General features: G+C 33.4%; 35 protein-coding genes and 1 pseudogene. 9 read left to right on the forward strand and 27 right to left on the reverse strand.

Annotation, left to right across the window (positions count from 1 at the left end; all coding sequences use genetic code 11):
* Window positions 1-15 precede the first annotated feature (15 nt).
* Window positions 16-1014, reverse strand: a complete 999-nt coding sequence (gene acoA / locus ACSG5Z_RS06115) for an acetoin:2,6-dichlorophenolindophenol oxidoreductase subunit alpha (RefSeq protein ID WP_046954101.1) — start codon at window positions 1012-1014, stop codon at window positions 16-18.
* A gap of 169 nt (window positions 1015-1183) precedes the next feature.
* On the reverse strand, window positions 1184-1663 hold the full coding sequence (locus tag ACSG5Z_RS06120) for a DinB family protein (RefSeq protein WP_060486729.1): 480 nt from the start codon (window positions 1661-1663) through the stop codon (window positions 1184-1186).
* A gap of 187 nt (window positions 1664-1850) precedes the next feature.
* Between ACSG5Z_RS06120 and ACSG5Z_RS06125 the strand changes: the two genes are divergently transcribed.
* Both ACSG5Z_RS06125 and ACSG5Z_RS06130 read left to right on the forward strand, forming a co-directional pair.
* Entirely contained in the window at window positions 1851-2696 is an 846-nt protein-coding gene (locus ACSG5Z_RS06125; RefSeq protein ID WP_435711020.1) for an oxidoreductase, read from the forward strand.
* A gap of 41 nt (window positions 2697-2737) precedes the next feature.
* Window positions 2738-3256, forward strand: a complete 519-nt coding sequence (locus tag ACSG5Z_RS06130) for a GrpB family protein (RefSeq protein WP_106101899.1) — start codon at window positions 2738-2740, stop codon at window positions 3254-3256.
* 26 nt (window positions 3257-3282) lie between these two features.
* On the opposite strand, the gene ACSG5Z_RS06135 is transcribed toward ACSG5Z_RS06130, so the two are convergent.
* The 6 genes from ACSG5Z_RS06135 to ACSG5Z_RS06160 all read right to left on the reverse strand — a co-directional run bounded on the left by ACSG5Z_RS06135 (window position 3283) and on the right by ACSG5Z_RS06160 (window position 6283).
* Complete coding sequence (locus tag ACSG5Z_RS06135) at window positions 3283-3876, reverse strand: uridine kinase family protein (protein WP_106101900.1); 594 nt, start codon at window positions 3874-3876, stop codon at window positions 3283-3285.
* Between the two features lie 39 nt (window positions 3877-3915).
* A complete protein-coding gene (locus ACSG5Z_RS06140; RefSeq protein WP_435711022.1) occupies window positions 3916-4299 on the reverse strand; it encodes a DUF4181 domain-containing protein in 384 nt (127 codons plus the stop codon).
* A 19-nt stretch (window positions 4300-4318) separates the two neighbouring features.
* The gene (locus ACSG5Z_RS06145; RefSeq protein WP_376903721.1) at window positions 4319-4759 is read right to left on the reverse strand and encodes an NUDIX domain-containing protein; all 441 of its coding nucleotides are present in this window, start codon (window positions 4757-4759) and stop codon (window positions 4319-4321) included.
* Window positions 4760-4786: 27 nt separating this feature from the next.
* Window positions 4787-5110, reverse strand: coding sequence for a DUF4181 domain-containing protein (locus ACSG5Z_RS06150; protein ID WP_106101902.1), 324 nt, complete (start codon window positions 5108-5110; stop codon window positions 4787-4789).
* 68 nt (window positions 5111-5178) lie between these two features.
* The gene (locus ACSG5Z_RS06155) at window positions 5179-6003 is read right to left on the reverse strand and encodes a PP2C family serine/threonine-protein phosphatase (RefSeq protein ID WP_435711024.1); all 825 of its coding nucleotides are present in this window, start codon (window positions 6001-6003) and stop codon (window positions 5179-5181) included.
* 112 nt (window positions 6004-6115) lie between these two features.
* Window positions 6116-6283, reverse strand: coding sequence for a glycine zipper domain-containing protein (locus tag ACSG5Z_RS06160; protein ID WP_048547350.1), 168 nt, complete (start codon window positions 6281-6283; stop codon window positions 6116-6118).
* Between the two features lie 216 nt (window positions 6284-6499).
* Here ACSG5Z_RS06160 and ACSG5Z_RS06165 point away from each other — a divergent pair, with 216 nt between their 5' ends.
* The gene (locus tag ACSG5Z_RS06165) at window positions 6500-6736 is read left to right on the forward strand and encodes a hypothetical protein (RefSeq protein ID WP_137013974.1); all 237 of its coding nucleotides are present in this window, start codon (window positions 6500-6502) and stop codon (window positions 6734-6736) included.
* A 47-nt stretch (window positions 6737-6783) separates the two neighbouring features.
* Here ACSG5Z_RS06165 and ACSG5Z_RS06170 read toward each other — a convergent pair whose 3' ends face one another.
* Complete coding sequence (locus ACSG5Z_RS06170; RefSeq protein ID WP_000095064.1) at window positions 6784-7620, reverse strand: ABC transporter permease; 837 nt, start codon at window positions 7618-7620, stop codon at window positions 6784-6786.
* Window positions 7613-8818, reverse strand: coding sequence for a quaternary amine ABC transporter ATP-binding protein (locus tag ACSG5Z_RS06175; protein ID WP_435711026.1), 1206 nt, complete (start codon window positions 8816-8818; stop codon window positions 7613-7615). Before ACSG5Z_RS06175 ends, ACSG5Z_RS06170 begins: the two co-directional genes overlap by 8 nt.
* A 171-nt stretch (window positions 8819-8989) precedes the next feature.
* Between ACSG5Z_RS06175 and ACSG5Z_RS06180 the strand changes: the two genes are divergently transcribed.
* A complete protein-coding gene (locus tag ACSG5Z_RS06180) occupies window positions 8990-9847 on the forward strand; it encodes a glycine betaine ABC transporter substrate-binding protein (RefSeq protein WP_048547352.1) in 858 nt (285 codons plus the stop codon).
* 44 nt (window positions 9848-9891) lie between these two features.
* Here ACSG5Z_RS06180 and clpP read toward each other — a convergent pair whose 3' ends face one another.
* Complete coding sequence (gene clpP, locus ACSG5Z_RS06185) at window positions 9892-10473, reverse strand: ATP-dependent Clp endopeptidase proteolytic subunit ClpP (protein WP_000991621.1); 582 nt, start codon at window positions 10471-10473, stop codon at window positions 9892-9894.
* A gap of 21 nt (window positions 10474-10494) precedes the next feature.
* Window positions 10495-11181, reverse strand: a complete 687-nt coding sequence (locus tag ACSG5Z_RS06190; RefSeq protein ID WP_435711028.1) for an RNA polymerase subunit sigma-70 — start codon at window positions 11179-11181, stop codon at window positions 10495-10497.
* A gap of 143 nt (window positions 11182-11324) precedes the next feature.
* Here ACSG5Z_RS06190 and ACSG5Z_RS06195 point away from each other — a divergent pair, with 143 nt between their 5' ends.
* From ACSG5Z_RS06195 to ACSG5Z_RS06205, 3 genes are all read left to right on the forward strand, one after another.
* Complete coding sequence (locus tag ACSG5Z_RS06195) at window positions 11325-11645, forward strand: 2Fe-2S iron-sulfur cluster-binding protein (RefSeq protein WP_001125375.1); 321 nt, start codon at window positions 11325-11327, stop codon at window positions 11643-11645.
* 4 nt (window positions 11646-11649) lie between these two features.
* Entirely contained in the window at window positions 11650-12312 is a 663-nt protein-coding gene (gene rpiA, locus ACSG5Z_RS06200) for a ribose-5-phosphate isomerase RpiA (RefSeq protein WP_088063930.1), read from the forward strand.
* Between the two features lie 509 nt (window positions 12313-12821).
* A complete protein-coding gene (locus ACSG5Z_RS06205) occupies window positions 12822-13256 on the forward strand; it encodes a GNAT family N-acetyltransferase (RefSeq protein WP_435711029.1) in 435 nt (144 codons plus the stop codon).
* 117 nt (window positions 13257-13373) lie between these two features.
* On the opposite strand, the gene ACSG5Z_RS06210 is transcribed toward ACSG5Z_RS06205, so the two are convergent.
* The 8 genes and pseudogenes from ACSG5Z_RS06210 to ACSG5Z_RS06245 all read right to left on the reverse strand — a co-directional run bounded on the left by ACSG5Z_RS06210 (window position 13374) and on the right by ACSG5Z_RS06245 (window position 19553).
* Window positions 13374-14741: a lytic polysaccharide monooxygenase gene (locus ACSG5Z_RS06210; RefSeq protein ID WP_435711031.1), complete on the reverse strand. Its 1368-nt coding sequence runs from the start codon at window positions 14739-14741 to the stop codon at window positions 13374-13376.
* Between the two features lie 357 nt (window positions 14742-15098).
* Window positions 15099-16292 (reverse strand): macrolide family glycosyltransferase, encoded by a 1194-nt coding sequence (locus ACSG5Z_RS06215; protein ID WP_435711033.1) that lies wholly within the window; start codon window positions 16290-16292, stop codon window positions 15099-15101.
* Window positions 16293-16347: 55 nt separating this feature from the next.
* A pseudogene (locus ACSG5Z_RS06220) lies at window positions 16348-16993 on the reverse strand (formylglycine-generating enzyme family protein).
* A gap of 65 nt (window positions 16994-17058) precedes the next feature.
* The gene (locus tag ACSG5Z_RS06225) at window positions 17059-17577 is read right to left on the reverse strand and encodes a DNA topology modulation protein (RefSeq protein ID WP_088063684.1); all 519 of its coding nucleotides are present in this window, start codon (window positions 17575-17577) and stop codon (window positions 17059-17061) included.
* A 21-nt stretch (window positions 17578-17598) separates the two neighbouring features.
* The gene (locus tag ACSG5Z_RS06230) at window positions 17599-17985 is read right to left on the reverse strand and encodes a ribosomal maturation YjgA family protein (RefSeq protein WP_088608827.1); all 387 of its coding nucleotides are present in this window, start codon (window positions 17983-17985) and stop codon (window positions 17599-17601) included.
* A gap of 65 nt (window positions 17986-18050) precedes the next feature.
* Window positions 18051-18758 carry a class I SAM-dependent methyltransferase gene (locus ACSG5Z_RS06235; RefSeq protein WP_137015553.1) on the reverse strand — a complete coding sequence of 236 codons (708 nt, stop codon included), beginning with the start codon at window positions 18756-18758 and terminating at the stop codon, window positions 18051-18053.
* 21 nt (window positions 18759-18779) lie between these two features.
* Complete coding sequence (locus ACSG5Z_RS06240; protein ID WP_087983914.1) at window positions 18780-19133, reverse strand: MmcQ/YjbR family DNA-binding protein; 354 nt, start codon at window positions 19131-19133, stop codon at window positions 18780-18782.
* Window positions 19134-19148: 15 nt separating this feature from the next.
* Window positions 19149-19553, reverse strand: coding sequence for a GNAT family N-acetyltransferase (locus ACSG5Z_RS06245; RefSeq protein ID WP_000288955.1), 405 nt, complete (start codon window positions 19551-19553; stop codon window positions 19149-19151).
* A 307-nt stretch (window positions 19554-19860) separates the two neighbouring features.
* Between ACSG5Z_RS06245 and ACSG5Z_RS06250 the strand changes: the two genes are divergently transcribed.
* Window positions 19861-21246 carry an S-layer homology domain-containing protein gene (locus ACSG5Z_RS06250; RefSeq protein ID WP_435711036.1) on the forward strand — a complete coding sequence of 462 codons (1386 nt, stop codon included), beginning with the start codon at window positions 19861-19863 and terminating at the stop codon, window positions 21244-21246.
* Between the two features lie 2 nt (window positions 21247-21248).
* Entirely contained in the window at window positions 21249-21461 is a 213-nt protein-coding gene (locus tag ACSG5Z_RS06255; protein WP_087983863.1) for a DUF3006 domain-containing protein, read from the forward strand.
* Window positions 21462-21528: 67 nt separating this feature from the next.
* Here ACSG5Z_RS06255 and ACSG5Z_RS06260 read toward each other — a convergent pair whose 3' ends face one another.
* From ACSG5Z_RS06260 to ACSG5Z_RS06290, 7 genes are all read right to left on the reverse strand, one after another.
* On the reverse strand, window positions 21529-22335 hold the full coding sequence (locus ACSG5Z_RS06260; RefSeq protein ID WP_435711039.1) for a GH25 family lysozyme: 807 nt from the start codon (window positions 22333-22335) through the stop codon (window positions 21529-21531).
* Between the two features lie 285 nt (window positions 22336-22620).
* Window positions 22621-23037, reverse strand: a complete 417-nt coding sequence (locus tag ACSG5Z_RS06265) for a GNAT family N-acetyltransferase (protein ID WP_435711041.1) — start codon at window positions 23035-23037, stop codon at window positions 22621-22623.
* Window positions 23038-23069: 32 nt separating this feature from the next.
* Complete coding sequence (locus ACSG5Z_RS06270; protein ID WP_087983860.1) at window positions 23070-23441, reverse strand: hypothetical protein; 372 nt, start codon at window positions 23439-23441, stop codon at window positions 23070-23072.
* The gene (locus ACSG5Z_RS06275) at window positions 23438-24214 is read right to left on the reverse strand and encodes a serine hydrolase (RefSeq protein WP_097890111.1); all 777 of its coding nucleotides are present in this window, start codon (window positions 24212-24214) and stop codon (window positions 23438-23440) included. The genes ACSG5Z_RS06270 and ACSG5Z_RS06275 overlap by 4 nt, the downstream gene beginning before the upstream one ends.
* A gap of 162 nt (window positions 24215-24376) precedes the next feature.
* The gene (locus ACSG5Z_RS06280) at window positions 24377-24889 is read right to left on the reverse strand and encodes a GNAT family N-acetyltransferase (RefSeq protein ID WP_426934255.1); all 513 of its coding nucleotides are present in this window, start codon (window positions 24887-24889) and stop codon (window positions 24377-24379) included.
* 29 nt (window positions 24890-24918) lie between these two features.
* The gene (locus tag ACSG5Z_RS06285; protein WP_435711043.1) at window positions 24919-25920 is read right to left on the reverse strand and encodes an HAAS signaling domain-containing protein; all 1002 of its coding nucleotides are present in this window, start codon (window positions 25918-25920) and stop codon (window positions 24919-24921) included.
* Window positions 25907-26254, reverse strand: a complete 348-nt coding sequence (locus ACSG5Z_RS06290; protein ID WP_048547374.1) for a PadR family transcriptional regulator — start codon at window positions 26252-26254, stop codon at window positions 25907-25909. The genes ACSG5Z_RS06285 and ACSG5Z_RS06290 overlap by 14 nt, the downstream gene beginning before the upstream one ends.
* Between the last annotated feature and the right edge of the window lie 77 nt (window positions 26255-26331).

Here is a 26331-nt window from a genome sequence, read left to right on the forward strand (position 1 = left end):
TTTTTCACCCTCCTCTTATTTGTAAGAAACGTATACATCTTTTAATAATTCTTCATCCTCTGGATATGGACTATTTTCACTAAATTCAATTGATCTTTGCACTGCTTCATCTACTGCCTTTTCCATATCGACAAGTTCAGATTCAGTTAATAGCGCTTCATGAATTAAATGCTTACGGAAATTCACAATCGCATCTTTTTCATTTAAATGTTCTTCTTTTTCTTCTGAAGTTTTATACGTTTGTGCTTCACCTTCGAAATGACCGTAATTGCGATATGTCATACATTCAATTATTGTTGGACCACCACCATTACGCGCACGTTCTACTGCTTCTTCCGCGGCTTTATATACTGCAAGTAAATCTTTTCCATCCACTTGAATACCTGGAATATTGTAGGCTTTTGCTCGATCTGCAATGGAATCACAACTTGACGCATATTCAAATGTCGTTGCTTCACCGTAACCGTTATTTTCGGCGATAAAAATAACTGGTAACTTCCAAATCGCTGCTAAGTTAACCCCTTCGTGAAATGTCCCTTCATTATTTGCTCCGTCACCGAAGAAGCAAACACTCACATCTTTCGTTCCTTTATATTTAGCTGTTAATGCTGAGCCGCAAGCAAGTGGAAAACCTCCGCCTACAATCCCATTTGCACCAAGCATTCCTTTATTTAAATCGGCAATATGCATGGAACCGCCTTTACCTTTACATAACCCTGTCACTTTCCCAAAAAGTTCAGCCATCATCCCGTTTAAATCACAGCCTTTTGCGATACAATGTCCATGTCCTCTATGCGTACTTGTAATACTGTCACGATCCGTTAAGTGGGCACATACACCAACTGCTACCGCTTCTTCACCTGCGTATAAATGAACGAAACCTGGCAGAACGCCTTGGGCGAATAATTCATGCACCTTATCTTCAAACTTACGAATCTCTAACATTTTTTCATACATCCAACGAGCTTGTTCTTTCGTAATTTCATTCCCTTTACTTTCAGTTGTTTTTAACATGTTCAGCCCTCCTATTTTCTTGTTCATCTTTTATATTGCAAGTACTGTGCCAAATTCTAATCCCTGATTTCATAGGTTTTCTCTTTTCTTTCATAATAAAAAAGTGGACAAAATGAGACATATGTCTCGTTTTGTCCACTTTTGTTCACTTAATGTTAGAATGATTATCTTATTCATTATCAAAACTCTTCTGTAACTTCCGGATGTAAATAATTTGACCAATATGATAAGCGTTATGAGTTGTTACATTTGCTAATATTTCCCACCATTTTGCGGAAACAGGAAATCCAACTACATCACTTTCAACCTTCTCTTCATTTATAAGCTTTTGCCATTGTAACAGTTTCTCTAGTAGTTTTTCTCTTAACTCATCGAAGGTTTGATTATTTGAAAGCATAAAACTTTTGTTATTATCACCAATAGCGGGCACGGCATCCACATTCGATTCTTTGTACCTAGTTTGCCACGTTGAATTCCAATACAGTAAATGTTGTACAATTTCAGCTATACTATTACTCTCTTCATTCGGTTTCCAGAAAGCTTCTCTCTCAGGTAGATCTTTCACTGCATCTGAAAATGGAATATACCAACTAGGATCGTTTGCATTTGCTAATAATTGATCTGCTAAAACATCTTTCACATGGGCCATTTTTTTCCCTCATTTCATTAACATATTCATACTCACTTCTCTATATACGCTGAGTCTTTATAATTCCCTTTTTTAAAAATCCCATAGAATATAGAATTAACGGGTATTGCTCTCAATACGAATGTAAGAATAATAGATTTTCTTATCATAACTCGTTATGATAAAAGAAAAAGAAAGCTGGCGGAAAATGGATAAAAAAATCGCAGTTATAACCGGGGCTTCAAGTGGTTTCGGTCTTTTAACAACACTTGAGCTTGCGAAAAAAGACTATTTAGTCATAGCTACAATGCGAAACCTTAATAAACAAGAAGATTTAATATCTCAAGCTACTAAACTGAACTTACAACAAAACATCAAAATTCAACCATTAGATGTAACCAATCAAAACTCTATACATAACTTTCAATTATTTTTAAAAGAAATAAATAGTGTAGATCTTCTCATTAATAATGCAGGATATGCACATGGGGGCTTTGTAGAAGAAATTCCAGTAGAGGAATACCGTAAACAATTTGAAACAAACCTTTTTGGAGCTATATCAATTACTCAACTTGTATTACCTTATATGAGAGAACAAAAAAGTGGGAAAATCATAAATATAAGTAGTATTAGTGGCCAAGTCGGATTCCCTGGTCTATCTCCTTACGTTTCTTCAAAATATGCATTAGAAGGCTGGAGTGAATCCCTTCGTTTAGAAGTAAAGCCTTTCGGAATAGATGTTGCTTTAATTGAACCTGGTTCTTATAACACGAATATATGGGAAGTTGGTAAACAACTAGCTACAAACCAATCTGATACATCTTCTCCTTACAAAGAATATATGGGTAAAATACAAAAACATATTAATAGCGGCAGTGATACATTTGGTAATCCGATAGAAGTTGCTAATAAAATTATAGAAATCGCTGAATCTAAGCGTACGAATTTACGATATCCGATTGGAAAAGGTGTAAAATTTATGATCTTTGCGAAGAGGATTCTTCCTTGGAGATTGTGGGAATACCTTGTATTGAGAACCTTTAAGAAAATGTAGTTAACTTTTTTGATAAACATTTTGAAAGAGGTGCTAATTAAATGTTAGGTTTACCGTATGGAAAAGTGTTTTTAGTTCCGTGGACTGAAGAATGGCAAATTGAATTTATGAAAGAGAAACAATTCATTGAGGAACAAATTGGCGAACATATTTTAGCAATACACCATATTGGTAGTACCTCTATTCCACATTTAAGTGCAAAGCCAATTATTGATATTGCAATCGAATTAGAAGATTATACGGACGGTTTAACATGTATTAAAAAGTTAGAACTGCTAAACTATAAATACAGAAAAGATGTATTGCCTGAACGATATTATTTTAATAAAGGAGAGCCAAGAACTCATCAAATTCATATGTATGAACAAAGGAATACATATTTAATAGAACAATTACAATTCAGAGATTACTTAATAGACAATAAAACTTCTCGTATTCAGTATGAACAGTTAAAGATTCAACTTTCACAAGCTAATCCTAATGATAAACATAAATATGCTGAGGATAAAACAAATTTCGTTACATCCATATTAGCCAAAATAAATGATGAATTTAAATAAGAAACCATTTACTACTCAATGGTTTCTTATTTATTAGTTAACTCTTGATTTGTACCATCAATTATAAAATCTGCAAATTCATGTGGTTTATGACTTTCTACATACATATCTTCAGCAACCATCCAATTGTTTTCCCACATATCACGTGCTGTTTCCCCATCTCTAGCAATCCCTCTTTTTATACGTGTTTCACGAGGACAATTCACCCATATTTTCAAATCATACATTCCCGCCAGCTCCTGACGTGTTGCATATACACCTTCTATAATTACAATCCCGTTTGCAGGGACAGTATGAGATTCTGCTAAAGAATCCGTTTCCCAATCGTAACGTTTATAACATCCTTCAATGCCATTACTAATCGGATCTAAAACTTCTTGTAAAAGGCGTTTCCAATCAAAATCTGCACCAATCGATTTATTCGTAGGATGTTCATTTATAATTTGTGAGGATGGTAAATAAAAATCATCCATATGAACAATCGTTACAGTTGAAAACTTACTTTTTATTTTATTAGCTAACGTACTTTTTCCTGCACCACCACAACCATCAATACCTATTAGTAGTGATTGCTCTACAGACTTCACTCGAATTTGTTCTAATATGTTATTTAACCCCAAACCATTTCATCCTCTCGTTTTATATCTATAGACTTACTTTTACGCTGAAATTGGATCGAAGTAAAGTAGCAATGAAATCATAACTACAAATGCAAGTAAACCGATTGTAGAAAGGATGTATTCTTTCGATTCTCTATCAAATTTCCATTCCATCAATGCTCTTAATATCAACGTTCCCCCTAAATAAGTGAAAATGACATAAGCAATATTAACGTTTTCGAATTTAACGATAAAAATAAAACTAGTTATTAAATAAATAAACATTAGTCCTATTTCTAATTTTTTGTGTAAACTATTTACATGTTTTTTATATCCCCAAAAACCACTCTTTGGCATATTCAATTTTTTTCTTAAATACTTATCCAAAAAATAAACAACTATACAAAAAATAATACTTATAATCCAAAAAGTAGAAGTTCCCATTACTCCACCTCCTATTACTTTATTTATTTTTAGAAATAAAGTGGACTATATTATGGTTATCCTTTTCTAAATAACTTACAATCCCTTCAGGGTATGTTGGCTTCGTTTTTAATTCTTCTATACTTTTCCATATTAATATAATATCCGCATGTTCTTTATGTCTTATTTCATTGGTAATTATCTCTTCAACAGTTCCCCAATGTAGCAATGTACAGTGATGTCCTTTTTCATTCTTCCACTCAAAAATATGCTCACTTACAATTGCTAACTTTTGAACATCAACTTTCAAATCATATTCTTCCATCAACTCCCGCATTATTGATTCTTGTGCCATCTCGCCAAATTCAATAGAACCTCCTGGAAAACGGTAAAATGATTCATTCTCATCACATTGAACAAGCACTTTAGAATGATCTACATTTAAAATCATTATTTCAGCACGTAATTTAGGATTTTTCATTTGTCTCCCCATTCATTCCACATATGATTAAATCCAATAGTTATAAAAAAAAAGATTAATCATAATTCCTGTTATTATTAATAATGGAACTGTTCCTAAAGAAATGACATATTCCCTCGATTCTTTATTATATTTCCACTCCATATATGATTGAAAGCAGTATAAAGTTATTAAAAATAATATGGGTAAATTACTAATATAAATAGGATTGAAAGTGGCACATATCATCGTAACAATTATATAAGAAATGATAAGAGCCCTAGTGCCCCATTTATGAGCGTTGTTTACATATTTACTATTCCAGTCAGTTTGTTTCGGTATATTTAATTTTTTTCTCACTACTTTTTCCAAAAAAACTAAGAATATGATCCATAATACTAATAAAATCCCTTTAGCTAAAAGCAGTGATGTCTCCTCCTTTATCTTTTATCCGGCTGATCACTCGGATACGTAGTATTTCTTTTATTTTCAACATCCCAACTAATAATTGTCGCACTATCTCGTCCGAATTGATGATGAACGTACTCTAATACATGATGAACACTTTCTTCAAGTTCTACATTAGTTCTATTCGTATCATTATATAGATTAAATGGTGTTTCATAGTGTCGGTCCCCGCATTCTAATACCCCATCTGTAACCATTACAATTCGATTTTTTCCAGTACGTAATTCACGAATTCCTGTTGAGTAGCAAGGTACAGATAAATCAAAGGTATTTACATTTCCAATCCATTCGTAAAAATGACGTTGATTTAATGCATATTGTCCTAACTTATGTAACTCTTCATGAAATACATAAACTAAACAATCACCAATAGATAACCACCATATGTAGTTTTCTTTTCTTACACATATTAAGCACGCTGTTTCCCCTTTTACTCTTTTGCACTTTTCTTTAAATGAGAGGGATTGAAAGATTGTAAGTAGATGATTTTCAACAGATCGAAATACTGTATCAATCGATTCATTCATCATTACTTTTATATTTTCATATTCTTTTTGGATTGTATTTACTACTAAATCAACACTTTCCGCACTATTATGTCCATCTAAAATAGCTGCAAATTCCCAATCACCATTTGACCAAACTAACGCACCATCTTCGTTCTTTTTTGCTCCGGCGCTTATATTCCCGCCGTATTTTCCAAGTACAACGTCACCATATTGTTTAACTGAAATTTCTCCTAAACACATTACTGTATTTCCAACCCATGAATATTGTCTATTATTTGTTGTATGCATTTCCATCACCAACCTTTCCATATATACTATCATAAAAAAAGGAAAAACAGGATTTATATTCCGAAAATTCATTCTTTCAATTCGGCAATTTTTGAAATAAATTTGCACCTTATTATTTCTTCAAAAACGCAATCCCAATTACGATTCCAATCACAATTCCGATTACTAAATTATTAGTAAAAAAGCCTTGAAATACACCGATTACAACCCCTATACCGACACCTATTGCCAAGGCATCATTCCTTTTATTATTTTTAGCCAAAATTGCATCTCCTCCCATCATTTCTCCCTAAATAACATACATTTACTTGAATGTATTAATATATTCACTATCTCACTTGAATATTTCCAAAAAATGCACTATAACTTCACATATAATATTTTCCATTTTCTGTACATACTCCTTTTATAATGAAAAATTTCAAGTAACCATTAAATATATATAGGCATTTACTATAAGAAATATCAGTAAGTCATTTAAGGAGGAACGATTCAAATGCATCCTCGTTGGAATCCAAATATAAATCAACAATATGTATATTCCCCCCATCCCGTAAGGAATACATTGCATCAAGATTCACAATATATGATGCAGCGTATTGCAAGTCTTGAAAGTCAATTAGCGAAACTAATCTCATTAATCGACGAAAATAATCAATTAATTAAATCAATGGAACAACAACAAAACCAAGTTTGCACACCAGCTGGCGGTTCTGTTATCGTTCGTATGTAATTTTTTGAACAAAAAACACACTTTGTATAATAAAGTGTGTTTTCCTTTTATCTTCTTTTTTGATGAAATCCTTGTGTAATGCGGTCTAATATAATCGCAATGACAACAATAGCTAGTCCGGCTTCGAATCCCATTCCAATATTAACTTGTGTTACAGAACGGTATACATCAACTCCAAGACCTGGCGCTCCTACAAGAGATGCTGTTACTACCATCGATAAAGAAAGCATTATACTTTGGTTCACACCAGCCATGATTGTTCCAGTTGCGAGTGGTAATTGTACTTTAAATAATTTTTGTGATGCGGTAGAGCCAAATGCATTCGCTGCTTCAATTAAATCTTCTGGAACTTGTCTAATTCCTAAGTCAGTAAAACGAATTGTCGGTGGCATTGCAAAGATTACGGATGCGATAATCCCAGGCACTACACCTACTCCGAAAAATGTAATTGCAGGAATAAGATATACGAAAGCCGGCATTGTTTGCATAAAGTCTAATGTCGGTTTTAAAAATTTTGAGAATCGTTCATTTTGAGAAGCTAAAATTCCGATTGGGATTCCTACAATAATTGAAATAATAACAGACGTAAGTACAAGTGCTAATGTTTGCATCGTCTGTGCCCAGTAGTTAATATTTAAAATAAATAATAAACCGATCAGTGTAAAAATAATTAAAGATACCTTTCTCGTTGTGTACCAAATGAGGAAACAAAGGATAATAATCATCAATATGGCCGGTATTATTGTTAAAAAATTAGTGAGTAAATCAACGAATCCACCGATAATATAAGAGAATCCTCGGAATAAGCCTTCAAGGTGCTCATATAAACTTGCAACAAATGAATCGACCCATTCCCCTAATGGAATACGTGGTATACTACTCATCGTCTTTCACCTCTTCCTCAATATTACCTGCAAGAGCTTGAATGACACTTTCGCGTTTAATAATTCCTCTAAGCCTTTTCTTCTCATCAATTACTGGTAACGGATATTTCATCTCCGCCATTTTCGCATACGTTTCTTCAAGTAAAGTATCTAAATACACATGCGGGATATCGGTAAGTAATAAATCAGCAATTGGCCACTGTTTTTGAACGGCTTTACTCGCATCATCTGCCGTTAATATCCCTAAAAACTCATACTTTTTGTTAACAACATACACAGTAGAAACGCCAGCGTTCCTCATAATTTGAAGTGCTACACGCGGTCCACGATCAATTAATAAAGTCTCCGGTCGTTTTAATATAGATTCTGCCGTGATTACTTTTCCTAAATTTACATCCGCTACGAATTTCTCTACAAATTCATTGGCAGGACTCATCATAATTTCTTCCGGTGTTCCAATTTGGACAATCTCTCCATCTTTCATTAATGCGATACGATCTCCAATTCGAAGAGCTTCATCTAAATCATGTGTAATAAAAATAATTGTTTTCTCCATTTTATCTTGTAATTCTAACAGCTCATCTTGCATTTCTTTTCGAATCAGTGGGTCTAATGCACTAAATGACTCATCCATTAACAATACATCTGGATTATTTGTTAATGCCCTTGCGATTCCAACACGTTGCTGCATACCGCCACTAAGTTGACTTGGATAATTATCTTTATGATGATCAAGTCCTACTAACTGTAGCGATTCTAACGCTTTATTCTCTCGTTCCTCTACTGGAACTCCTTGAATTTCTAACCCGTACGCAACATTTTGTATCACTGTACGATGTGGAAATAAAGCGAACTTTTGAAACACCATACTCATCTTCGTTCTTCTCACTCTTCGCAACTCTTCTTTTCCCATCGTTGCGGTATCTTCACCATCTATGTATATATGCCCCGCTGTTGGTTTAATTAATTGGTTTAACATCCGAACTAACGTAGATTTCCCGCTACCAGACAAACCCATAATAACGAAAATCTCTCCAGTATATACTTCAAAGGTTGCCTTTTTTACACCAACGTTCATTCCTGTCTCTTTCAAAATTTCCGATTTGCTTTTTCCTTCTTTTAATAAAGACAGCGCTCTTTGCGGGTGTTTCCCAAATACTTTTGTTACGTTTTCAACACGCACCTTTGTATTATCCATGTCACTACTCCTTTTCTACCCATCTATTCATATAGTGTTGCGATTTTACAAAGAAATATTACATAAAAATGACATTCATAAGATTTCTTTAAAATTCGCGTTTCCGTTCATAATAAGAATGCTTACTTATACATTTATTTAAAAAGGCAAACATTTCTTAGGAGGGTTTCGATGAAAAAGAAAATATGGCTTATATGCCTTGCATTATTTATTACTATGATATTCTCTTCATGTAATGCAACAAATGCAAATTCGAAAGGAAAAATTAAACTTGGTGTAACAAGTTGGAAAGAAAACATTGCAACGGCAAACATGTGGAAAGTTTTATTAGAACAAAAAGGTTACAAAGTTGAGCTCATGTACTTAGAAAAAGCTGCAATTTGGACTGGCGTTGCTCGCGGTGATGTTGATGCTAATTTAGAAGTATGGCTACCTGTTACGGATAAACCGCTAAATGCTCGTTATAAAGATGATATAGTCTTAAAATCAAAATGGTATGAAGGTACTGGACTTGGCCTTGTCGTCCCTTCTTATATGAAAAACATTAACAGTATTGAGGATTTAAATGCTCATAAAGATGAACTAGATAACAAAATTGTCGGTATCGAACCCGGTAGTAGTCTTATGAATTTAACAAATAAAGCGATGAAGGAATATGATATTAAACTAAAACTTGTCCAATCTTCTGAAGCTGCGATGATGAGTGAATTAAAGAAAGCATATACGAAAAAGAAACCAATCGCTGTTACGCTTTGGAATCCGCATTGGGGCTTTTCAGAATTTGACTTAAAATATTTAAAAGACCCTAAGAAAGTATATGGTGAAAAAGATGATATTTATTACTCTGTTCGTAAAGGTTTCGAAAAAGATTATCCAGATATCGTGAAATACTTTGACAAATGGAAAATGAACGATGAACAACTTGGTACATTAATGGTCATGTTAAATAAAACGAAAGACCCTGAAGAAGCGGCGCGCAAATGGATTGAAAAGAATCAAGCGCTAGTTGATGAATGGGTAAAAGATTAATAAAACAGGCTAGAGGATATGCTATTCCTCTAGCCTGTTTTATCTTATTTTTTCGTAACAACATCATCTACAATCCCATATTCTTTCGCTTCTTCAGCAGTCATAAAATAATCTCTTTCTGTATCATGTGCTACTCTTTCAATCGATTGCCCCGTTTTTTCTGCAATCATTTTATTAATATCACGCTTTAACTTTAGTATTCTTTTCGCTGTTATTTCAATTTCTGTTGCCTGGCCTTGCGCACCACCAAGTGGCTGATGAATCATAATTTCACTGTTAGGGAGCGCAAACCGTTTTCCTTTTGCACCTGATAATAATAACAATGCACCAAATGATGCTGCAAATCCCATGCATAGCGTTTGTACATCTGGTTTAATGAGATTCATCGTATCTAATATGGCAAAACCCGCTGTTGTTGAACCACCTGGGCTATTGATGTATAAATATATATCTTTCTCTGCATCTTCCGCTTCTAAAAATAATAATTGAGCTACGACACTACTCGCTACTTGATCATTTATTTCTGAACCGATAATAATAATACGATCTTTTAATAACCTTGAATATATATCATAGGAACGTTCTCCTAATTTCGTTTGTTCTACTACATATGGAATTGCATTCATTTTAAATCCCTCCAATAATTGTTATGCAACGCAAAGCATACAACTGTAGGAAGAAGGGTTTTTCGCATAAAACAATAAGACTGGCTGTATAGATGGTAACTTAGTAAAATCTATTGTCGGAAGGAGTTTCGTTAATAATTCTGGTCTCTCCTCACGAATAGACGTTACTACAACTTCAATATCATCTGTGAATTCGACAATCTCTATCCCTTCTTCGCTTACAGTTTTCAGCCTATTTCTACTCCGAAATAAAGAGGCTTTTACTGCACCTTCTGATACGGAACATACTTTAGCAATATCAGCGATACTATATTGAAAAACATCTTTTAATAATAAAATTGTGGATTGTTGTACATTTAATGACGATAATACTTTCCCTACCATTTCATGCAAATCTGCAATGTTCTCTTGTGGGGCATCAAAAATAATTTGTTCCTTTATTTTTTCATGGACTGATTTTGATTTCATCTGGTCTATCCAGCGATTTCTAGCTATTTTATATACAAGCGTCATACAAATATCTTTATTACTATATTTTTGAAGAACTTTACAAACTGTTTCTTGAGCTAGATCTTCGCCGTCCCATTTGTTTTTCGTTAAAAATGTACAGTACCTTTTCAATTCTCCATATTGCTCAATTAAAAAGTTTATATTTGAATAATTCATATCGATATGATTCTTTAAAATATGAGTTACTTTTGTGCACAAAATAACCACTCCTTTTCAGCGCTTACTTAATTAACGATTAAACAAATAAAAAAGTTACGGGGCATATAAAAAAATTATGTTTATGTTCAATAATTCGCGGTCATAAATATGTTATGTACAATTTTACGTGAGGAGGAACAAATTTGCCAAAATTAACAATTGAAGGTGCGGGAACTTTTGATGTAAAAGAAGGCACAAAGTTAGTATTAGCGATCGAAGATAACGGTGTACACATTCTCCATCGCTGCGGTGGGAAAGCACGCTGCACAACTTGTAGAGTAGAAATTATAGCAGGTGAGTTTTGTGAAGCAAGTTCTAATGAAAAAAATGCAATTACGGAAAAAGGAATTGAAGATCACTTACGTTTATCATGCCAAATGCACGTACATAAAGATATAGTCGTTCGTCCTATACTTACAGTGGAAAATTCAGGTCTAGATGCAGGCCCACGTCCAGCAGAATAATATGCTGAATTTAAAACAGCTCGCTGGTGAATATGCTGCAAACTTTGTAAAATATGGGATGAAAGTTGGACTTGGCACAGGTTCTACTGTATATTGGACGATACAAAAATTAGGTGAGCGTGTAAAAGAAGGCTTAGCATTTCAAGCTGTACCAACGTCAAAAGAAACGGAAGTATTAGCTAAACAACTAAATATCTCTCTAATTTCGTTAAACGACGTACAAAGCCTTGATCTTACAATTGATGGAGCGGATGAAATTGATGCTAATTTACAACTTATAAAAGGTGGTGGTGGCGCATTACTTCGCGAGAAAATTGTTGCCACTTCCTCCAAAGAACTAATTATTATTGCTGACGAATCGAAACTTGTAACACATTTAGGTACTTTCCCAGTACCTGTTGAAATTATACCCTTTTCATGGAAACAAACCGAAAGGAAAATTCAATCTTTAGGTTGTCAAACAACGTTACGTTTAAAAAATAACGAAACGTTTATTACCGATAACAAAAACATGATTATCGATTGTATATTCCCTCATAACATATCTAATCCAGCCAATTTACACACTCAATTAAAAATGATTACAGGTGTAGTTGAAACAGGGTTGTTTGTTAATATGACTAGCAAGGCGATTATTGGAACTGAAAACGGAATAGAGGAATTATAAATCCGCTTTATTCCGTGTAGTTAAAAAGGATGAGGTGCTTCCTCATCCTTTTTTCATGTCATTGGTAACGAATCTAATTGTATGAATTACAAACATTATAATAAAAATTACTGTAACAATTAACGGAAAGTAAAAATCATTAGATGTTGTTTTACGGCTATATATAATGAACCAAAATATAGGTATACCAGGTAACATTACTACACCACTAACAAAATTGAGGGTAATTTTATTTATTTTGCTTTTTAACAGAATATGAATAATGAAATTAGAAAGGAAAATAAGAAATAATGTAGTTATTAATAATGACATTATTTCTTATTTTCCATATTGATTGCAGGCGTTAGTTCATAATATATTCTTTTGGACGTCAAAAACTCAAAATCATTTATTTTATGAAAAATTTAACTTCCATCTTTTTTATTGTTCAAGCACAAAAAATAAAATAATGTTGAAGTATGATATACTATGAAAACAAAAGAACATCACTCTAGAAAGGGCTGAACAATTTGCACTCCAAAATCATAACAGAACTTACAGATTTAGAAACTGCCTTTCATATTCGAAAAGAAGTATTTGTAAAAGAACAAAATGTCCCTCTTGAAGATGAATTCGATACATTCGATAAAATTGGTGAGAAATGCAAACATATTTTAGTTTATTATAACGATCTTCCTGTAGGTACAGGTCGTATACGATTTGTTGACGGTGCAGGAAAATTAGAACGCATCTGTATTTTAAAAGACTATCGTAAATACGGATTAGGAAAAGTAATAATCAAAGTGCTAGAAGAAATTGCTCGTGACAAAGAAGCTACAAAAGTAAAACTACACGGTCAAACACAAGCTGAAGGATTTTATAAAAAATTAGATTATCAAACTTCTTCTGATGTATTTATTGAAGATGGTATTCCGCACGTTATTATGACGAAAGTACTATCATAATAAAAAGGGTAGTATATGAATTTATATACTACCCTTTTTTATAAATAGAAAAGTGAATTCTCAAGATTTTCTTTTGCATCAAAGCCCATCATCTCTTAGTTCATATCTAGGTAAAGCTTACACTGTTTTCCATAATGATAAGGCATAAATCCAGTTTGGATCCCCATTTCCTTGATAACTCTGGACAGCTTCATATACTTTTCCCTCGTGTAGAACTCTATCTCCCTTTTCATATGCTTTCTTTGCATTCCACTCTTCATATGAAGCGCTTTCAGTTTTTGTAGTAATTGTGAATATATCACTCTGTACAGATTCATTTCCAGCTACATCAACAGCTTTCACTACATATTTATAAGTAGTATTAGGAAGTAAATTTTTATCCATATAAGAAGTCGTATTGGATGTTGCAATTTTTTTCAATAATCCTTCTGTTTCTCTATAAATATCGTAATGGTCTACACCAATATTATCGTCAGAGGGACTCCACATTAGATCCACACTTGACGCTGTCGTTCCCATACTATGTAATCCTTTTGGTTGTGTTGGTATTTCTGTATCAGGCGCCTCAACTGTTGTTTTTACTGTAAGCGCTGCACTTTCTTTCGATACATTTCCAGCTGAGTCAATTGCTTTTACAGTATAAGAGTATTCTGTACTTGGTTGTAATTTTTTATCAATAAAATGAGTTCCTGGTACTGTATCAATCATCTCTCCGTTACGGAAGATTTGATACCCTTTTACCCCTACATTATCCGTAGAAGCGTTCCACGTTAGTTCTATACTATTCGCTGTTACGTTTTGTGTCTGAATTCCATTTGGACTACTTGGAGCTTCTATGTCCGGTTTCACATCATTAATAAGATTAACATCAATTACATTATAAAATGCATTTACTGTATCAGCTACATCCCATACTGCTAAAATCACATGATATCCACTACGATCAGTAGGCACATTGATTTTGTGAGTTAAATGATTTGAGGCTGCAGAACCATCATGTTGTACAGTTCCAATTGGTTCTAAATCTGCTCTTGTGAGCGCTTTATTTGGGTTCCATTCTTTTTTTGTAATATAGTAATGCCATTTACTTGTTAAGTGAGGCGCTGTATATTTCCAAGTAAAAGTATTTTCCCCGCCTGTGATTGTATTTTTAAACCAACGATCAGCTGTTTGTTGATCTAAAACACCACCAAATTTACCACCTGCAGAAGCGATTTGACCATCAACTGGGCCAGCTTGCGGGAACCCTTTTGGAGCTTCCAAACTTTGTGGTTCATACATAACACTTCCACAGTTTGCATTTAGTGCACCATAGGTTGGACTACATAAAGCAGATCGGCTGCTAGGCTTTTCAACAAAACCGTGCGCGTATGCGTTTTGAGGAATAAGTGTCGTGCCAATAATTCCAGCTGTTAATGCAACAGCTCCTAGACTTTTTTTGTTCATTTTCATGTTTTGTAGTTGTTTTAATAATCGATTATTCATGTTCCTGTCCCCTTCTTGTTATACTTTGTAGTGTAATGTGGGCTTCGATGTAAAAGAATAACAAGAGACAATTTTGTATCGATGTATGTGTTAATTATGCATACACCGCAGTGAAAATATATTTCATTTCTTGTGAAATATTTCACTTGATGAATATATCATGACATAAAAATCATCAAAGTATGTGCAGAAGTTGTGCAGAAATGATGAAAGCATTAGTAACACGTAAAACTATGGTCCGGATTTATAAAACAGAATATTTAACCTTTCAAAACAACGAATTCTCCGCTTCATATAAAAGAAGAGTATCTATACCATTTCATATAGACACTCTTCTCATGTATAATCTTACATTTATTACTGACCTATAAATGTAAAAATCTCATCAGCAGCTTTCTTATAGCCACCAGATTTTCGGAAAGACTCCTTCAAATTCAATGCAGCTTCTTTATATGATGGATTATTTAATACAAATTCTACACTTTCACGTAGTTGTTCCACAGTTAATTCATTTATAGATAACTTAATCCCAGCTCCTAGCTTCTCTACTTGCTTTGCGATTACTGGCTGATCTGCACTTTGCGGAATTACAATGAGTGGAATCCCGTTATTTAATCCTTCATGTGTACTGTTCATTCCGCCATGTGTAATAAACAACTTTGTATATGCAAGTAGTTTAGTTTGTGGTACATAGTTTTTTACAATGAAGTTTTTAGGAATGTTACCTAAATCACTTATTTTTGTTTTATTACCAATAGACATAACAATAGTATGATCACTATTCTCGAACGCCTTCATACAAAGTTTATAAAAATCAAGCGATTCATTAAAAACAGTGCCTAGTGAAATGTAAATCGGGCTTTTTTCTTCAATTGTAGTAAAATCAAACTCTTCATCTTTTACTTGTGCAGGGATGGACGGACCTACAAATTTAAATGTTTCATTAAACATATCTCCAAAAGGTTGGAACTCTTTTATTGTATACACAATAGTAAGTGGCGCTGGATTACAAAAAACTTCATATGGTGAGTTTATTTCAACATTATATTTTTCCGCAATCCCCTTAGTTAATCTTTCAAAATCATTATGTATCCTATCCTGAACTTCCATTGGGATACTTTTAGACAAGTAATCCAACATTTGTTCAAATGATTTTTCATTCTGTGCAAAAGATGTACAAGAATTTATTGCCGGAAGATTTAGAATTTGAGCAATTAAACGGCCACAGCCAAACATTGAATCATGAATGATGTAATCAAACTGTTCCCCTTCAATTTGTTCAAGAACATTTGGTATAATAACATCTGCCGTATGTAAAAGACCATTTATTCTCTCTGGTAAATAATTTCGACCACCGGAAAGAAAAGCATTTATAAATTTTTGATCGTCAATTGTTCGTACAGTAGCACCCGTCTTCTCAATACGCTCTCTAAAAGATTCTATTGAAAAATAAACTACCTCTTCCCCGCGTGAGACTAATTCTTCTACAACTTGCAATGTAGGATTTATATGTCCTTCTGATCCAGTATTAATGAATAAAACACGTGCCACTTAAAACACTCCTTCATTAAAATCTTTTCTATGTTGTTTTGGTCTTATTATTCTTCTAAATGGACCTAGCGAGCCTAAATCCAAGGTCATCTATATGAAATGTAGGATGGCTACGGCGACGACAAGTCGCACCGCAACCTCTAGCTGCTTCAGCCCAGCTACCGCCGCGGAAAATTCGGTATGATCCGTACACTTGTTCATCATATAAATCATAGCACCATTCCCAAACGTTTCCTAACATATCGTAAAGTCCCCATGCATTCGGTTCTTTTTTTCCGACCTCATGAATATGTCCACTAGAATTTTCATTGTACCAAGCAATCTCTTTCAGTTCTCCATATATGTATCCGGTAGTTCCTGCCTTACACGCATATTGCCACTCTGCTTCAAAAGGTAATCGGTACCCATTTGAATCTAAATTACAACTAACAATTTGACCACCATCATTAATAGAATAACATTCTTTTAATCCCGCTTTTTTTTGAAAGTAAATTACAAAATATAATGGCATCATTCCATGAAATATTTACAACTGGTTTGTTACTATTTTCATTACCATTTAGTGCACGATTCATAATAGCATAATATAATTCCACTGTTACAACATACTTTGCAAGAAGAAACGGTTTAACTTGAACTTGCCATTGTTTTTTTATTCGATCATCTCTTAATTCTACTTTTCCTGCTGGAATTTTCACCATATTAGAATCAACCGGGCTAATGAATCTATTCAATCCTATCCCCCCATGTTACTTCCTTTTATATTCTAACTATCTATGGTATCGTATTTCTCTAAAAATAGTCTTACTTCATTTGAAGATTTTAAAATAATAACCTCTTTTTCCTTACTCAATTGATTTAGCCTTTTTAAAATTGAGGGTCGTTTCGTTTTAGGATATTGCCATATCCATTTAAAAAATTGCAAATCAAACCTTTCTTCACATCCAGCACCCATATCCGGTCTTGTTTTATTCCGATATTGTACAACCCTTTTAAAAGCACGATAAACACATATTGTTCTATGAATATCAAGAAAGATAATTGTATCAGCAGCGTTAATTCTTATGTCCATTGTCCCGCCATAATTCCCATCAATAATCCACTCATCTTCTTTAACTAATTCATTTTGAACCTTTCTTTGCTCCTCTTTCGGTACACCTTCCCAATTCGGTTTCCAAAATAACGCATCAAGATGATGTACTTTAATATTTAATTTATTACCTAACTGCCTTGCTAATGTAGATTTTCCTGAACCACCAGAACCTATTAATATTATTTTTTTCATACATACCCCTTTTTAAATCTATTATTTCTTCTGTAACATAAACTCACAAAACATTCCAATCCCAACACCAATTGTATAAGCAACTAAATCACTCCACAAAAATCCGTAACCTAATACAAGGCCACCTAAAGTCGTTGCACGAATGCTATCTATCCATTCAGCATGATACAATTGGCTTACTTCAATCCCGTAGCAAAACAGTAAACTTATAAAAGCCAATTTCTTCGTTTCTATTTTAGGAAATAAAAAACCGAGCCCTGTAAAAATCATGAGTGCCCATAAAGCATCGCCTAAGTACGCGTTTAATAGATGAGGTAACGCAAAAGCTAACTTTCTTGAGCTAAGACCTAAAATAATTATAACTATAGTAAATAGCGCATATAATAATCTATTTCGTTTCTTATTCATCTCAAAATCTCCTAATATGTAATTAAAAACTGTAAATAGGTAGTAAAATATAATTATTTTACTACCTATTTTTTAATGGCTTTCATAATAAGAAAATGTGGATTTGTATTTAGATAATGATATGATGTTTCATTTACTTCTCTCATTTTTTCAACCGGCCTCGGTTCCACCATTTTATCTAACACAAAATAATTTGTTGTTTCATTAATTATGTCTTGGAGTGATCTTCTAAAAAAGCTAACTTCTATTGTAATATTTGGTTTAACCCAAGTATCTACTAATAATTGTTTTTCGAAATAATTTTCACTAGTAAACTTTGTAAAATCCATAAAAGGATGATGAATGGAATATATAAATTCGCCACCTGGCTTTAATACTCGATGAAACTCCTGAAATACTTTATCCCAATTTTCTAAGTAATGAAGCGTTAACGAACTTACAATAACATCAAAAGTATTATCTTCAGATGGTAATACTTCTTGCAAATCATGACAAAGAAACGTTGCTTTATTACCCGTACTTTCCTTTGCAGCTTTTACCATTTCAGAACTTACGTCAATTGCAGTAACATTTGCTCCCCTTTCTACAAATTGAGTAGTATACCATCCAGCTGCACATCCAGCATCTAATATACTCTTCCCTTCTAAATTCTTTGGAATCATCTCCATCATCGCTGGTCTTTCATAATAACTGTTATATGGATTTGCCAAGTCTAGATTTTCTTTATATGTACTCGCTAATTTATCATATGTATCTTTGATCGTGTCTTTCATTACTTCCACCCCTTATACATATTAATCTAATAACTCTTGCTGCTTTTTCTTTGAAAATGATTGTAGAACTAAATCATATGACCAATCAATCATCTTATTAATTTGCTCTTGCTCTACATCTTTATGTATATACACTGTATTCCAATGTTTTTTATTCATATGATACCCGTGAATGATTGCTTCTGGATACTCTTCTCTTAATCTTAATGCAAGTTCTGGATCACATTTTAATGTAATCGCAGCTTTTTCTCCTTCTTCATGGTTTATTATCGCAAATATTTTATTATTAAGCCTCATACATGTTGCATTCCACCCATCTGGAGAATCTTCAGTCGCTTTTCTTTTTGATAAACAATATGTTCTAGTTGCATTCATTTTAATTGGCACCTCTTATTCTTTCACGATTTGATTACGATGCATTACAATTTGTTTCGTCGCTTGAAATTGGTGTTCACCATAAAACTTTATTAACTTCTCTCCACAAAATAGACTAACAATATGAACATGAGATATTTCTTGAAGTAACATTGTAAGCATCTTCTCCCCAATCCCTTTATTTCTTACAATCTCATGCACAACAACATCTTCTATGTACGCTCGAAAAACACCATCAGAAACAACTCTAGCAAATCCGATTAATTCATTTTCTTCCCATACTCCAATTGCTATACTATGCTTTAACATTTTTTGAATATCAATTTCTTTTCTTTCTGGCCACCAACCGACAGAGTCATAAAGTTTTTTTATTTTGCCTACGCAGATTGGTTGTTCATGTTGCAATTTATACGTGTACATTTTCTTTCTCCCATCAAATTACTCATTATATTTATTTTGTCTTACTTTACTTCTTTCAATATAAAACTATAGAATCCAACCTGTTACAAAAAAACTTCATAAAATAAATTTATAATATCAATTTTACAATTGCAATCGTTACTCTCATCCTTTCATATTACGTATATCAAATATACAGAATAAGAGAAAACTAATGAATATAATACCAAAAGCATTTCTCATATTATTTTCAACTATTAAAACTTGAATTTCTTGCAATAAATGGTAAAGTTAATTAGGTAAAAAATATACAAAGTGAGGCGATTTTTTGAAAAAGTTTAGTTTATTACTAACAGCATTTGTCATAATTTTATCATTATTCATCCCTAATTTTACAAGTGCTAAATCTTTCCCTGATGTCCAATCTAATCATTGGGCAATTAAAGAAATTAACTATTTATCGGATATAGGTATCATTAAAGGTACGCCAGAAGGAACTTTTAAACCGAGTGATGATGTAACTCGTGGACAAATGGCCTTAATGCTAGATTTATCCTTAAAATTAGAAAAACCATCTAGCTATAATCATATTTTTTCCGATGTAGCCAAAGGTATCTATTACTATGATTCTGTACATAAGTTAGCACATAATAACATTGTACAACGTGAAACAAACTATTTCCCTGACCGCTCATTAACTCGTGCAGAAATGGCAGTAGTTTTAGTTAAAACTTTTAATTTGAAGCCTACAGGTGCAGACGTCAATTTCCCTGATGTTCCATCTAATCACTGGGGTTACAATTATGTCAAAATTTTAGCACAAAATAATATTACTACTGGATTGCCTGATGGTACATTTGGTCCAGGTGTAAAAGTAACTCGTGAGCAATTCGCTGCATTTTTGGCTCGTGTATTAGAACCAAATTTCCGTCCAGCTCTTCCTAAGCCTAAAAGTAACTTAGAGGTACATTATATTGATGTCGGACAAGGTGATGCTACTTTTATTAAATCTCCAAGTGGAGAAACGATCCTTATTGACGCTGGTAACAATGGCAAAGGTAAAGTAGTAGCGAATTATTTAAAAGGATTAGGATTCCAAACTATTGATTATATGATTGCCACTCATCCTGATGCTGATCATGTAGGCGGATTAGATGAAGTGCTTTATGCTATGAATGTAAAAAACATTTACGCCCCTAAAGTAAGTCATACGACACAAACGTTCAAAGACTTCCTAACTGCTGTAGCTAACAAAGGATTAACAATTAAAGAAGCGAATTCTGGAGTAACTTTACCAATCAACGGTTTAAACTCACAATTTTTAGCTCCCGTGAAAGAATACGATAACGATCTAAATGAGTGGAGTGCGGTATTAAAAGTAACACACGGTAGCAAATCTTTCTTATTTACTGGTGATGCTGAATCTAAAAGTGAAAAAGATATGGTTCTAGCACATGGTTCTAACCTAAAATCTGACGTATTAAAACCTGGTCATCATGGAAGTAAGACATCTTCTTCTCAGCCATTTTTAGATGCAGTGAAACCAAGTATCGCTGTAATTAGTGCAGGTGCAGGTAACCGTTATGGCCATCCTACACAGGAAACTTTAGCAAAGTTACATTCAATGTCTGTTAATGTATATAGAACTGATTTAAATGGAACTGTAATTATAAATAGTGATGGTTCTAACATTTCTGTAAGAACGGAGAGATAATTATGAAAAGAGGTATTATTGACCGTTTTGAAGGTGAACTAGCAATTATTGAATTGAATAACGTAACAATTGATGTACCTAAATCCAAACTCCCTTCTACTGCAAAAGAAGGTGATATTCTTATAATCGAGGATGATACGTATACAATTGATAAAGACGAAACAGATAAAAGAAGACGTGAAATCCAAGATTTAATGAATAAGCTATTTGAATAGCAAAAAAAAGAGCCATCCTGTTGGAGGGCTCTTTTTTGCTATTCAAATAGTAACTAGTAAATTTTTATTATTTAACTTCATACCACCAACCTTTTCGATCGAGCCAGCCTTTCATAGCATTTAATTGCGTATCACTAGTTGGTTCAGTAACAAAATACGTTAAACCATCCGATTGTAAAATGAAGGTAGCAGTCATTTTTAAAGAAGTTAACGCTCCCATAACATCTGGAGTTTCATCAGGTGAAAAGGCTCCAGATTGAATGATATTTTGTTTAGAAACTTGTCCTTGTATATTTTCTTGTTTCGGTATTGATTCAGTAAACCAGGAAAGTGGTTTATTACCTATTAATTGATTTAAATCACATTTGCCGATACCTGGTACATTACCTGTCTCCGTGTATTGCCAAATATCACAAGGATATGCTGGTTTATTGCCGCCATATCGAGGAATCCATACAAAATCACTTTTTACGTTCGCCATTCCGAAAGGCTCATATACATGATGGCCAACATATAAACCAACTTTTTTAGCACCTAGTCGGCGTAATTCATCGATAAAAGCTTGTGTACCTGCTCTCATGTCATCCATTGTTTTCACTTCTATATCAGCCGCCCAAACCGTAGCGCTCTTATCACCGCGATTCCAAAAATCTTGCGCTTCCTTCTTCGCATCAGCAATTGAAATAAATCGGCAAAATGCATAATTACCGAAAGGAATATTTCTTATTTTCAATGCTTGAGCGTAATTTTTATATAAAGGGTCTACGTAATTCGAACCATCTTGTACCCTAGCGATTACGAAATCTAGTTGTGGAGCTGCTACATCCCAGTTAATGTTACCGTTCCATTTCGAAATATCTACAATATAACCCATTGCTTAACACCTCCTTTATTAGTATTATATTCAGAGCTCGTCTTATTGCTCTTCCTCTCCTAAAAATTCAATAGTATTTGCTAGTACATATAATAAATACGACAAGTGTCTTCTACAAAGACAGTAACTCATTTCCATTAAAAAAGAAAATCATAGCTATACGAATCGTACTATTTGTCCCCATAATTACATCAGCTTGAGTAGTCGCTTTAAAATTAAAATAGCATCACCTTGTTTGGTGATGCCTTTAAAATCAATTTTTCTTCTAGAGCACGAATACTATTACTATAACCGCTTCTCTAAAAAGTGTTGGCTATGTCCTTTAGGATGATCTTCAACAACACCATATTCTCGGTAGCCGTGCTTTTTATAAAAATCTGGCGCTTGAAAACTAAATGAATCTAATAATATTAATCTACACCCTTTTTCCTTCGCGATGTCTTCGATTTTATGTAACAGTTGACTGCCATAACCATCATGACGAACTGTTTCTTCAACCCATAAAAAATCTATATGAAGATGATAAAAATACATCGTTCCTGTTACCCCACCAAATATTTTTCCATCCTCATCTTTTACTACGAAACTTACTTGCTCCATCGGCTGTTTTGCTTCATCCTTTAAAATCGACATGTTATATTGAATTACTTTATTTTTTATGTACTCTCCTTCAGTGAGAGTACCATTCTCTATGTGTTTCATATATTTCTCCATTTCAACTTAGTAAGCTATCTTTAATTTTTACTTTTTCTCTTTAAAATAGTAATAAACACGAATCCACCATAAGTAACAAAGCATGAAAAACCAATTATCCCTGGCACTGAAACATAGCCTATTCTTATATAACTTATAATTGCAAAACTAGCGATAGACAATAAAATAGATGGCCAAAATATAAGAGCTGTTTTGCTTCCTCTCTGTTTCGATGTACTTTCTTTCTCTTTAGAAATACGTGTGCCAAAAAGCAATACAATACAAATCAGTATCGCCGCAAAGTAAATTATATCTAATGAAAGATTATGATCGTAAATCGCGATTCCAACTTCCAAAATAATAATTGTTAAAATTAATATGATGATTGTTGAAGTTTTTAAGTTTCGTTTCAATCGCTCACCCCTAGCATGCTATCATTATATTTTTTGTATATGCATCTCAAAGCCAATACAACTGTTTCATCGACTTCGTTATTATCGAATCGATTAGGCAAATCTTTTCCTCCAATAACATATAGAAGCGGGTATTCATGGAACATTCCCATTATACCAATATTTATTATTGCTGTGGGCAATCCACCTGTCATATGAGCTATATGATAATACGGTATCCCTTCATATTCTCCTTGCTGCCTTACCATTCCATTTATTATTGGTCCCCATAATTCTGGATCACTTTTATAACATTTAAAAATATGTACTAACAGTGAATGTACTTGATTTAACTCTCCAACATTTTGTTCATCTCTAGGGTTTTCTTGAACATGTATCTTGGAAAAATACGTTGAAACATATTTTCTAATAGCGTTCCATCCTCCGCAGTACATTACAATCGACTTTGCAATAAAACTGTCATGACATGCTATCATCACTTCTACTGCTTTACTAAGTGATAGTGTATCTCTCCCTTGCAAATGCGGATATAATTGTGCGCTATCTTCTTTCGGATTAAATTTAATTTGATGAAGTATATCATCCCAACTAATTTGTTCCTCCTTTACCATGTTTGCTACTGCAAATCCAATTGCCACTTTTGCTGCTGATGCTAAAGGAACATATAGTTCATTATTATAGGAAGCAATTATATCTTCGTATTTTGTAGAAGACACAATCACTCCAACTTGACCAGATTGTATATCTTTCATTCTTTTAATGACAGTTTGCATATTCGCACCTCTTTTTATATTGTTTTATTACATTCTTAAATTTCGATATAGAATGTATAAAACCTTTTTTGTTACTTGATATGTATGCATATAATAAAAAAGATAGCATAAAATTTTCCCATGCTATCTTTCTAAAATACTTAATTCGCATAACGCAAACATTTACTCTTCCGTAGGCTTTTTAGGACCATTAAGCTTCAATTGATAAAAAGCTAAATCTAACCACCTATTAAACTTATAACCAGCCTTCTTAATTGTCCCCGCATGAACAAATCCATAGTTTTCATGTAAGGCAATGCTTTTCTCATTTTCTGCATCAATTCCAGCAATTAAGGTCATATATTCCCTTTCTTTTGCAACTGTGATCAATGCTTGCATTAATGAAGTTCCTATCCCATTTTTTCTATATTCCTTATGAACGTACACAGAATGCTCAATTGAATATTTATAGGCAGGCCAAGCTCTAAACGGGCCAAATGTCGCAAATCCTACTATTTTATTATCTAATTCACATACTAAAATCGGATAGCCGTTAGCCTTTTTTTGTTCATACCAATCTATTCTATTTTCAAGGGTTACAGGTTTATACGTATAGACGGCTGTTGTATTCAATATAGCATCATTATAAATATCTAAAATGTATGTGACATCTTGTTTCCTTGCTTCCCTTATCATCACTTTCTTCCTTTCCTCTAATTTCACTCCTATATACGAATACGAGCTTTTCGGAAACCATCAAATATATTTAACGCAGCAGACAAAATGTAAATGATAATACCTCCACCAATTAACCACTTTTTAACTTCCTCTGGAGAAGTAGTAAACACATTTGCCACATACGTAATAAATCCTTCATTAAATAAATGCGGATTTACTATAATTACAATGAATACTATTGTTCCAACTATTTGAAGAATAGCATTCCCGATTGCCAGCTTTTTCGTCCATTGTCCTTGTACTAACTTATAAAGAGATATACCTATTTCAAACACAATCACAATTACAACGATTGGCCAATACTGAAGTAACACCTCTTGATTAAAAGTTGCCGCGACAAACTTCAATCCGCTTTCTGTACCATGATATACACCTACAAGATGGTTCGCATAAAAATAAAGTGTTGCCCATATTGCCGTCCACATTAACCCGCCAAATACTTCGAACTTTGAGATCGACTTTTTCTTTGGAATATACGAAGTATTTTTCAAATCATCAGGCGTCCACTTTTTTAAACTTGTCGTCAACGGTTGGGTACCTTTGTCTTTATCTGTTCTTTCTAAAATTGCAAATACAAGTGTCAACCAGAAAAATACATGGAGGCCTACTTCGATAATTTCCCCAATTCCTTTACCTATCAGATTTAAAATAACATTTAATACCGCTTGCTCACCATCATATCCTACAAAATTTTCTGCAACCATTGCAATGAGTGCGATAACAGCTGCAATCGGTATGATCATTTTTAATAATATCGTATATACATCAAAATAACGTGGTCCAATTAAATACATCGGCCTATCTAAGTACCCATTTGCCAATGAAACTGGACTCCCCAATTTTTCAAGAACTCTTTTTTCATCATCTTCATTATAATCATCAGGTAACATATCCTCGATTGTTGACCGTAGTTCAAGAATAATATCTTCACGATTTTTTTCAGGTAATCTCTTCGCTACTTCCTCGACGTAAATATCAATCAAATTCATTCTTGTCCTCCTCCTTTAATAATTTATAAAGTTCTTTCGAATCCTTTATCCATTCCTTTTTCAACTGCAAAAATATCTCTAATCCGTATTCACTTAAAATATAATACTTACGCGGTCTACTCTCCGTTTTATCCCAACTACTCGTCACTAGCTCCTGCTTTTCTAATCGGCGAAGTAGTGGATATAACGTACTTTGATCGATTGTAATCCCTGATTGCTCCAATAATTGGACAAGTGAATACCCATACTGCGGTGTTCTTAACTGGCTTAAAACCGCTAATGTTAATGTACCTCTTCTTAGTTCAGTAATTAACGAATTTAATAAAGCATCCATTCACTCACCTCATTTTCATTACTATATGTCATACAGTATGTGTTTTATACTATGTATCGTACAGTATTAATGTGATA

It is taken from the genome of Bacillus pretiosus, from assembly GCF_051294775.1.
Lineage (GTDB): Bacteria > Bacillota > Bacilli > Bacillales > Bacillaceae_G > Bacillus_A > Bacillus_A wiedmannii.

What these genes read in the sequence shown, in the direction of transcription:
- acoA (WP_046954101.1), bottom strand. Translation starts at nt 1,014, where the DNA reads ATGTTAAAAACAACTGAAAGTAAAGGGAATGAAATTACGAAAGAACAA.
- ACSG5Z_RS06120 (WP_060486729.1), bottom strand. Translation starts at nt 1,663, where the DNA reads ATGGCCCATGTGAAAGATGTTTTAGCAGATCAATTATTAGCAAATGCA.
- ACSG5Z_RS06125 (WP_435711020.1), top strand. Translation starts at nt 1,851, where the DNA reads ATGGATAAAAAAATCGCAGTTATAACCGGGGCTTCAAGTGGTTTCGGT.
- ACSG5Z_RS06130 (WP_106101899.1), top strand. Translation starts at nt 2,738, where the DNA reads ATGTTAGGTTTACCGTATGGAAAAGTGTTTTTAGTTCCGTGGACTGAA.
- ACSG5Z_RS06140 (WP_435711022.1), bottom strand. Translation starts at nt 4,299, where the DNA reads ATGGGAACTTCTACTTTTTGGATTATAAGTATTATTTTTTGTATAGTT.
- ACSG5Z_RS06145 (WP_376903721.1), bottom strand. Translation starts at nt 4,759, where the DNA reads ATGAAAAATCCTAAATTACGTGCTGAAATAATGATTTTAAATGTAGAT.
- ACSG5Z_RS06155 (WP_435711024.1), bottom strand. Translation starts at nt 6,003, where the DNA reads ATGCATACAACAAATAATAGACAATATTCATGGGTTGGAAATACAGTA.
- ACSG5Z_RS06160 (WP_048547350.1), bottom strand. Translation starts at nt 6,283, where the DNA reads ATGGGAGGAGATGCAATTTTGGCTAAAAATAATAAAAGGAATGATGCC.
- ACSG5Z_RS06165 (WP_137013974.1), top strand. Translation starts at nt 6,500, where the DNA reads ATGCATCCTCGTTGGAATCCAAATATAAATCAACAATATGTATATTCC.
- ACSG5Z_RS06170 (WP_000095064.1), bottom strand. Translation starts at nt 7,620, where the DNA reads ATGAGTAGTATACCACGTATTCCATTAGGGGAATGGGTCGATTCATTT.
- ACSG5Z_RS06175 (WP_435711026.1), bottom strand. Translation starts at nt 8,818, where the DNA reads ATGGATAATACAAAGGTGCGTGTTGAAAACGTAACAAAAGTATTTGGG.
- ACSG5Z_RS06180 (WP_048547352.1), top strand. Translation starts at nt 8,990, where the DNA reads ATGAAAAAGAAAATATGGCTTATATGCCTTGCATTATTTATTACTATG.
- clpP (WP_000991621.1), bottom strand. Translation starts at nt 10,473, where the DNA reads ATGAATGCAATTCCATATGTAGTAGAACAAACGAAATTAGGAGAACGT.
- ACSG5Z_RS06210 (WP_435711031.1), bottom strand. Translation starts at nt 14,741, where the DNA reads ATGAATAATCGATTATTAAAACAACTACAAAACATGAAAATGAACAAA.
- ACSG5Z_RS06225 (WP_088063684.1), bottom strand. Translation starts at nt 17,577, where the DNA reads ATGAAAAAAATAATATTAATAGGTTCTGGTGGTTCAGGAAAATCTACA.
- ACSG5Z_RS06230 (WP_088608827.1), bottom strand. Translation starts at nt 17,985, where the DNA reads ATGAATAAGAAACGAAATAGATTATTATATGCGCTATTTACTATAGTT.
- ACSG5Z_RS06235 (WP_137015553.1), bottom strand. Translation starts at nt 18,758, where the DNA reads ATGAAAGACACGATCAAAGATACATATGATAAATTAGCGAGTACATAT.
- ACSG5Z_RS06240 (WP_087983914.1), bottom strand. Translation starts at nt 19,133, where the DNA reads ATGAATGCAACTAGAACATATTGTTTATCAAAAAGAAAAGCGACTGAA.
- ACSG5Z_RS06245 (WP_000288955.1), bottom strand. Translation starts at nt 19,553, where the DNA reads ATGTACACGTATAAATTGCAACATGAACAACCAATCTGCGTAGGCAAA.
- ACSG5Z_RS06255 (WP_087983863.1), top strand. Translation starts at nt 21,249, where the DNA reads ATGAAAAGAGGTATTATTGACCGTTTTGAAGGTGAACTAGCAATTATT.
- ACSG5Z_RS06260 (WP_435711039.1), bottom strand. Translation starts at nt 22,335, where the DNA reads ATGGGTTATATTGTAGATATTTCGAAATGGAACGGTAACATTAACTGG.
- ACSG5Z_RS06265 (WP_435711041.1), bottom strand. Translation starts at nt 23,037, where the DNA reads ATGAAACACATAGAGAATGGTACTCTCACTGAAGGAGAGTACATAAAA.
- ACSG5Z_RS06275 (WP_097890111.1), bottom strand. Translation starts at nt 24,214, where the DNA reads ATGCAAACTGTCATTAAAAGAATGAAAGATATACAATCTGGTCAAGTT.
- ACSG5Z_RS06280 (WP_426934255.1), bottom strand. Translation starts at nt 24,889, where the DNA reads ATGATAAGGGAAGCAAGGAAACAAGATGTCACATACATTTTAGATATT.
- ACSG5Z_RS06285 (WP_435711043.1), bottom strand. Translation starts at nt 25,920, where the DNA reads ATGAATTTGATTGATATTTACGTCGAGGAAGTAGCGAAGAGATTACCT.
- ACSG5Z_RS06290 (WP_048547374.1), bottom strand. Translation starts at nt 26,254, where the DNA reads ATGGATGCTTTATTAAATTCGTTAATTACTGAACTAAGAAGAGGTACA.